The organism is Chitinophaga sp., assembly GCF_036566945.1.
In the GTDB taxonomy this organism is placed as follows: Bacteria; Bacteroidota; Bacteroidia; order Chitinophagales; family Chitinophagaceae; genus Chitinophaga.
Window position 1 is genome coordinate 1 of sequence record NZ_DATCVJ010000135.1, and the last position, 7,752, is coordinate 7,752.

Sequence of the window (7,752 nt, forward strand, 5' to 3'; positions counted from 1 at the left end):
ATATCAAAGCCAAAGTACATGAACTGACAAATGGCCTCAGCAGCCGCGCAGAGAAAATAAAAGTACTCTATAAATTCATGCAGCAGAATACCCGCTATATCAGCATTCAGCTGGGAATAGGCGGTTGGCAAACGTTTGACGCCACTTCCGTGGGATCAAAGGGCTATGGCGACTGTAAGGCGCTGTCGAATTATATGATGGCGCTGTTAAAAGAAGCAGGAATCAAATCCAATTGTGTATTGGTAAAAGCCGGCGAAGGTGAACATACCATACGGGAAGATTTTCCTTCTTCCCAGTTCAATCACGTGATCCTTTGTGTACCGGATATCAAAGATACTACCTGGCTGGAATGTACAGATAACACGCTGTCTGCCGGTTATCTGGGATCTTTTACAGACAATAGACCCGTATTGCTGGTAGATGAAAAAGAAAGTAAACTGATACATACCCCGGTTTATGGAATGGATTGTAATGAACAGCTTCGTACCGTAACGGCGACTGTAGATTCCAGCGGTAACATAGACATCAGCGCAGTCACTATTCAGAGTGGATTGCAGCAGGATAGGCTGCATAGAACGATCCATGAATTGAGTGAGGAAAAACAATTGGAGGTATTGCGCAAAGAACTGGATCTTTCCAGTTACGATATCACCGGTTATCGTTGTAAAGAATTGGGAACAGTGATCCCAGCCATTGAAGAGAAACTCCAGATCAAAGGACATAACTATGCAACGGTAACGGGTAAACGAATGTTCCTGGTACCGGATATCCTGGAGCGCGGAGGTATGAAACTGGATGCAGAAGAAGCCCGTAAATCCGAGATTAAGTTTGATCTCGCTTTTCGGGATGTCGACTCTGTAAATATTACGCTGCCTTCGGGCTATCAGCTGGAATCCCTGCCAGCACCGGTTATCGTGTCAGGCAAGTTTGGTATGTACAGCAGCACCATTGTTTTAAAAGGTAATACGTTAAACTATATACGAAAAATGGAACGTAAGGCGGGCGTATTTCCGGCAACTGATTTTCCGGAACTCGTAAAATTTTATGCTACCATCTACAGGGGCGACAGGAATCGGCTGGTATTGGTAAAGCAATAAAGCATAAAGGATAAAGCAAAAAGCTATTGTAGCGTATAGTCACTTGCTACAATAGCTTTTTGCTTTATCCTTTATGCTCCACCTTATTTCTCTCTCACACTCACCGAAATATGTCTGTCTTTTTTTCTTTCTTCATCCGGAGCACTGGCTTCGGCTTTGGCGAATTGTGAACCATATCCTTCTGCGCCCAGCAGCTGTGCCGCATTGGTGTTATCTTTCTTTAATGATGTAACAACAGATTCCGCACGTTCTTTAGAAAGACGCAAATTATCAGCGCTATCGCCGGTACGATCGGTATAACCACCAATTTTTATTTTAGCTTTTGGAAATGCTTTCATAATAGCCGCAATGTTGCCCACCTGTTTCATACTTTCTTCAGTGAGTTCTGCGCTGCCTGTTTTGAAATTCAGGTTATCAAAATCAAACCACACATCCTTACCTGCTTTACGGGTATCATCTTTCAGGAACGCTACCAGTTGATCTTCTATACCGCCCTTATACGCATCCAGTACGGTGCCATCGGGAAGCGTTACTTTGATGCTTTCACGGGTCTCTACCGGCGTGGTGGCTACGCTCATAGAAGCAGAATCGGCCAGCTGGCTGGTGGTTATACTGTCGCTCACCGGCATGCCGCCGGGTTTATTGCCGCCACAACCGCGCATCAGGTACCATAATAAGATGATCGCCACCAATATCAGGAGCAACGACCATACCCAACGGTTACTGGTCGGAACTTGCTTGATGTCTATGGCACCAGCACTGGTAGTAGCCGTGTCCCCGGTCATGCCCAGTTTCTTGCCCAGATCACCCAGGCTCGACAGTCCAAGGATTCCCGCAATATTTAATCCGCCGGGAATAGCCCCCAGTATTTTGTCTTTTTGAGAATCCAGTAAAGAAAGAAATGAATTAGGAGAAAGATTGTTTTGTACGGCATACTGTCCTACAGTGCCCAGTGTAGCTGGTGCCGCTGTTTGCAGTAATGTGCTGGCAGACGACTCTTTAATACCTGCAAAGGAAGACAACATCCCGATAATGGGATTGACTTTATCCCCAAATAAGCTTCGCAGCAAATCTGACCCTTTACTGATCAAACCTCCCGCTCCGCCCTGCAACGCACCACTGATAGCAGACGGATTTGCATCCCCGGCTACCCCTTTTACCATGTCCAGTAAACCACCGGCATTTCCGGATGATCCGGCTTTGCTTAACAAGCCCCCCAGGATCACCGGCACAATTCCACTTAAGGCTTTCTGAATACCCCCCTCGCTCTCCCCGAGTTGTGAGGAGGCCTGACTAACCACATTGTCGTTGAAAATACTTTTAGCGCTTTCCAGTAAATCGAAAGACATAATTGTAGGGTTTAATGATGATGAATGTAATGCTGATTTTTGATGCTCAATCATCCGGCTCTTAGCAGGAACGGACAAACAGACGTTTGTAACAGGAAATTGTATAACAACAGAGTTACCCGGGTTGTTTGAATCACTTAATAATTACTATAAGATATCAGTTTTGATATATAATAATTTATAAATAAAACATTGATTTGTAGGGAGATGTATACGTTTTTTTGCTTTTCCTTTGGTTCGGCAGCCATTTTTTCGTACCTTTGCCGTGCTTTACGCATTTTTTCGACTGTTTAATGTGCCTTCCGTGCACAACGCAATACGCTATAACAGTCAATATTTATTGGATTTGATCATTTGTCGGGCCATATCGCGCCCGGTCTCCCTTCCGGCTAGCTGTTTTATGCAGTTGCATGCACATAGGATGCCTATGTCGTCTGGAAAAAGATCAGCTTAAACATATTTAAAAATTAATAACTATGATTAAACAATCATCGTATTGGTTTTTGCTATGCTTACTGCTTCTCTTGCCGAGTATGCTTGTTGTTGCACAGGATAGTACCGAAACCAAAAAGGATAAGCCCACCTTTCACATAGGCGGAGCTTTGCGCTTTAACTACAACCTCTCTTCCTGGAAAAAGGAACAGGTAAAACGAGGCGGCGATTTTGGCTTCGATATGTTCGCGGTAAAGGCGGATGCCGCCTGGAAAGGATTATCACTACACGCTGAATATCGCTTTTATTCCAGAGATTTCGGCGGCGGCATGCTCAAGGAAGGCTATGTACGTTATCATTTCAACGATAGTACACACCTGGACATCGGTCTTACACAAGTACCCTTCGGTAATCTCACCTATAACTCACATAGCTGGTTCTTTAACCTGCCTTATTATGTAGGTAAGGAAGATGATTATGATATGGGTGTTAAGTTCGAACGCCGTAACCCACACTGGTTATATCAGCTGGCGTTTTTTAAAAATGCGGAAGAGCTAAACTTCGGCGACAAAACAGAAATCGATCCGGGCCGCTACAGCTATGATGTAGCCGGCAGAAATAAAGAAGTGAATCAGGGCAACGCCCGCACAGAATATTTTTTTAACGCGAATAACAGTATAGGCGCTTCCGTTATGCTGGGAGGTTTGTATAACATTCCCTCCGGTAACATGGGCAGCCACTGGGCCGCTGCTGTACACAGTAACCTGAACTGGAAACGATGGAACCTTAAACTCCAGTCTATGTATTACCAGTATAACGTGACCGACTCAACGCAGTTCGACAAAGCAATGGACATGGCCGCCTATGGCTCGGCCTATCGGGTTGCTGCCCGCAGCTTTTTGCATACCGCTGCACTGGCATATACGCAACCGGTAAACTGGGGGCCTGTCAGCGCACTCACGTTTTACAACGATTATTCTTACATGCATAAACCGGAAGCAGGTTTTGCAGACACACAAATGAATGTACTCGGCTGTATGATCACAGCCGGACACATCTTTACTTATATCGACTGGGCCGCCGGAAAAAACCAGCCCTGGCTGGGTCCTGAATGGACAAATGCCCTCGCTGCCGGAGATAGCCAGGCTAAATGGCACAGTCGTTTCAACATAAATATTGGCTACTATTTCTAACAAAGCCTTAGCCGGTTTACAGCTAAAACTATTCAACAATGCCTAAACTTCAAATCGATAACCTGACCCTCATCTTTGGTCGCGACCGCAATACGGCGCTGCAACTGCTGAAGGAAGGTAAAAGCAAAGCAGACATACTCGAAGCAACCGGCTGCACGGTGGCAGTAAAGAATGCTTCTTTTCAGATAGAGAATGGAGAATTCTTTGTCATCATGGGCCTTTCCGGTAGCGGTAAGTCCAGCCTGCTGCGTTGCCTGAATCGCCTCATAGAACCCACTGATGGTGATATTTTATTAAATGGTACCAATATCACCGAACTGAATGAAGCCGCCCTGCAACAAACACGCAGAAAGGAAATCTCCATGGTATTCCAGAAGTTCGGGCTCCTGCCTCATCGCACCGTATTGGAAAATATTGCCTTCGGCCTGGAACTGCAAGGCACTCCGCTGGCAGAAAGAATGGCCAAAGCAGGCGGAGTAGTGGAACTGGTGGGACTCAAAGGATACGAACAAATGCTGCCATCAGAATTATCCGGTGGGATGCAACAACGCGTTGGACTCGCCCGCGCACTGGCCAACGATCCGGAAGTGCTCCTCATGGATGAAGCCTTCTCCGCACTCGATCCGCTGATCCGCACCCAGATGCAGGATGAACTCCTGGATCTCCAGGAAAAAATGCACAAAACCATCATCTTCATTACACATGATCTCGATGAAGCCATCCGCCTCGGCGACCGCATCGCCATCATGAAAGATGGGGAAGTAATACAAATCGGTACGCCCGAAGAAATTCTGACGGCCCCCGCGAATGATTATGTGTCTTCTTTCGTGGAAAAAGTAGACCGCAAAACCATTATCACTGCCTCTTCCATGATGGATACCAAACCTACTATGGCGGTATTCCGTAAAGACGGACCAGAAGGAAGCCTGCGTAAAATGCGCGCTACCGGCCTGGATATTCTGCCCGCCGTTACCGTAGATAAACACTTCCTCGGATTTGTATATCTCCGTGAAATACTGGAGGTAAAAAAGCGGGGCGATAAAACCATTGAATCTGTTATTCATCGCGACGTGCCTGTGGCCTACCCTGATACAACAGTAGAACAGATGTTGCCTTTTATTGCGGAAACAGATAAACCCGTGGCAGTAGTAGATCCACAGAATAATAAACTGCTGGGCCTCATCTCACAAACATCCCTGATTATTGAAACCACAGGTAATCAGCCTGTATAACCCCTACGGATAAACGAAAAAAGATATGATTAAAATAGGAAAATATATAGAACAATTCATCAACTGGCTCACCCACAACTGCGGCCCGTTCTTTAAAACGATCAAGATAGGAGTGGAAGCCATGGTCAACAGTGTGCAATGGCTGCTCACCTTTACACCATTTTATGTAGTCATTGCTTTACTCGCCATCCTCGCCTGGAGACGCGCCGGCTGGGGCGTAGGCGTAATGACCCTTTTAGGCCTTGGTTTGATCTACGGCATGGGGTACTGGGGTCAAACCATGGAAACACTCGCATTGATCCTTGTATCGGCCGTTATTGCCTTATTAATAGGTATTCCATTGGGGATCTGGGCCGCCAAGAATAAAACAGCCGGTAAAATTATGCGCCCGCTGATGGATTTTATGCAAACCATGCCCGCATTTGTATATCTCATTCCTGCCGTATTATTCTTCGGACTGGGAAAAGTACCCGGCGTATTTGCTACCATTATCTTCGCCATGCCACCCGCCGTACGCTTAACTACACTCGGTATTAAACAGGTGCCCGAAGATATCGTGGAGGCTACCCGCTCATTTGGCGCCACTCCCCGGCAACTACTGCTGAAAGTGGAATTGCCTCTGGCCATGCCCACACTGCTGGCTGGCGTAAACCAAACCATTATGATGGCGCTGTCTATGGTCGTAATCTCTGCCATGATTGCCGCCGGCGGCCTCGGAGAAGTGGTACTGAAAGGTATTACCCAACTGAAAATAGGACTGGGCTTTGAAGGAGGTATCGCCGTGGTTATACTCGCCATCATCCTCGATCGCATCACCCAGTCATTCGGAAAAAGAAAACAACGTGCTAACAACTAAAACCAGCTGATATGAAAAAGATATTATTATTCGCACTGGCTGCCCTTGTAACAGTCATTGCCGCCTGCAATACAGGCAGTTCCAATGGAGATAAAAAAATTACCATCGCCTATGTAAACTGGGCAGAGGGCGTAGCCATGACCCAACTGGCTAAAAATATCCTGGAAGGAAAAGGCTACGAGGTAACCCTCAAAAATGCAGATGTAGCGCCCGTATTTGCAGCCGTAGCCGGCGGCGACGCCGACATCTTCCTGGATACCTGGATGCCCGTAACGCACCAGAACTATATGGAAAATTTCGGTCATAAAGTAACGGTACTGAATACCAATTTTGAAGGTGCTAAAATAGGATTGGTCGTACCAGACTATGTAAACATTAAAAGCATAGAAGAACTCAACGCCGTAAAAGATAAATTTGAAGGCCATATCGTTGGTATCGACGCCGGCGCCGGTATCATGGGCAAAGCAGAAGAAGCCGTAAAAGCATATGGACTCGATTATGAGATACAATCTTCCAGCGAAGCGGCTATGATGGCTACCCTGAAAAAAAGCATCGACGAAAAACAACCGGTAGTGGTAACCGGATGGGCACCACACTGGATGTTCTCCCGCTACAAACTTCGTTTCCTGGAAGATCCGAAACAGGTATTTGGAGCCACAGAAAAAATTCAAACAATCGCCAATAACGAATTTAGTGTAGCCGACACTGTAGCGGTTAACTTCTTCCGTAAATTTCAACTGAACAGTGAACAGCTAGGTTCCCTCATGGGCGCTATGGCCGATGCGGACGGTAAAGAAGACGCCGCCGTAAAAGAATGGATCCAGCATAACCAGGAGCTGGTGAAAAGCTGGGATTAGGAAAGCAGAAGGCAAAAAGCAAAAAGCTATTGTAGCGTATGGTCACTCGCTACAATAGCTTTTTGCTTTTTGCTTTCTGCTTTCCGCTCATGAAATTTTAGCAGCTCCCGTACTGTTTTTCTGCTAAAAATGCAGTAATATTTTGTTTTATATGTCATAATTGCTGGTTAGGCAACATTGGATCACGGTTTGTTGTTACCTTAACACGTTTGAGAACAACAAAAAAAGGAGCAAAATAAGCAGATATGAACTTGAATAATTTCACTATAAAATCGCAGGAAATACTGCAACAGGCACAACAACTGGCATTTAATAATCAAAACCAGTCTATTGAGACCGGACACCTCCTCAAAGCCCTGTTAAATGATGAGGACAGTCCCATTGAGTACTTACTGAAAAAGAATGATGTGAACACCACGTTCGTGAACAGTAAGCTCAATGAACAGATCAATAAATACCCGCGCATGGCTGCCGGTGAAGGCGGTCAATCGCTGAGCCGCGATGCCAACAACGTCATACTCCGTGCAGGCGCGGCTATCAAAGAATTTAAAGATGAATTTGTAAGCGTAGAACATTTGCTGCTGGGCATTCTCGGCGGCAATGATGATACTGCCAAACTGTTAAAAGATGCCGGCCTCACAGAGAAAGGACTTAAAACAGCTATCAGAGAATTACGTAAAGGAGATACCGTGAACTCACAAAGTGGCGGTAACCAATATAATACCCTGCAGAAGTA

7 protein-coding genes are annotated in these 7,752 nt (G+C 45.9%); 6 read left to right on the forward strand and 1 reads right to left on the reverse strand.

Features of this window, described 5'->3' with window-relative positions; translation table 11 throughout:
- The coding region (locus VIP81_RS03925; protein WP_331957174.1) for a hypothetical protein at nucleotides 1–1,097 on the forward strand (1,097 nt) is incomplete at its 5' end.
- Nucleotides 1,098–1,180: 83 nt separating this feature from the next.
- Here VIP81_RS03925 and VIP81_RS03930 read toward each other — a convergent pair.
- Nucleotides 1,181–2,446, reverse strand: a complete 1,266-nt coding sequence (locus VIP81_RS03930; protein WP_331957175.1) for an OmpA family protein — start codon at nucleotides 2,444–2,446, stop codon at nucleotides 1,181–1,183.
- Between the two features lie 533 nt (nucleotides 2,447–2,979).
- Between VIP81_RS03930 and VIP81_RS03935 the strand changes: the two genes are divergently transcribed.
- The 5 genes from VIP81_RS03935 to VIP81_RS03955 form a co-directional block, all read left to right on the forward strand.
- Nucleotides 2,980–4,071: a hypothetical protein gene (locus VIP81_RS03935; protein WP_331957176.1), complete on the forward strand. Its 1,092-nt coding sequence runs from the start codon at nucleotides 2,980–2,982 to the stop codon at nucleotides 4,069–4,071.
- Nucleotides 4,072–4,109: 38 nt separating this feature from the next.
- The gene (locus VIP81_RS03940) at nucleotides 4,110–5,303 is read left to right on the forward strand and encodes a glycine betaine/L-proline ABC transporter ATP-binding protein (RefSeq protein ID WP_331957177.1); all 1,194 of its coding nucleotides are present in this window, start codon (nucleotides 4,110–4,112) and stop codon (nucleotides 5,301–5,303) included.
- Nucleotides 5,304–5,328: 25 nt separating this feature from the next.
- On the forward strand, nucleotides 5,329–6,159 hold the full coding sequence (locus VIP81_RS03945) for a proline/glycine betaine ABC transporter permease (protein ID WP_331957178.1): 831 nt from the start codon (nucleotides 5,329–5,331) through the stop codon (nucleotides 6,157–6,159).
- An 11-nt stretch (nucleotides 6,160–6,170) separates the two neighbouring features.
- Entirely contained in the window at nucleotides 6,171–7,016 is an 846-nt protein-coding gene (locus VIP81_RS03950) for a glycine betaine ABC transporter substrate-binding protein (RefSeq protein WP_331957179.1), read from the forward strand.
- Nucleotides 7,017–7,261: 245 nt separating this feature from the next.
- Nucleotides 7,262–7,752: Clp protease N-terminal domain-containing protein (locus VIP81_RS03955; RefSeq protein WP_331957180.1), on the forward strand; the 491-nt coding region annotated here is incomplete at its 3' end.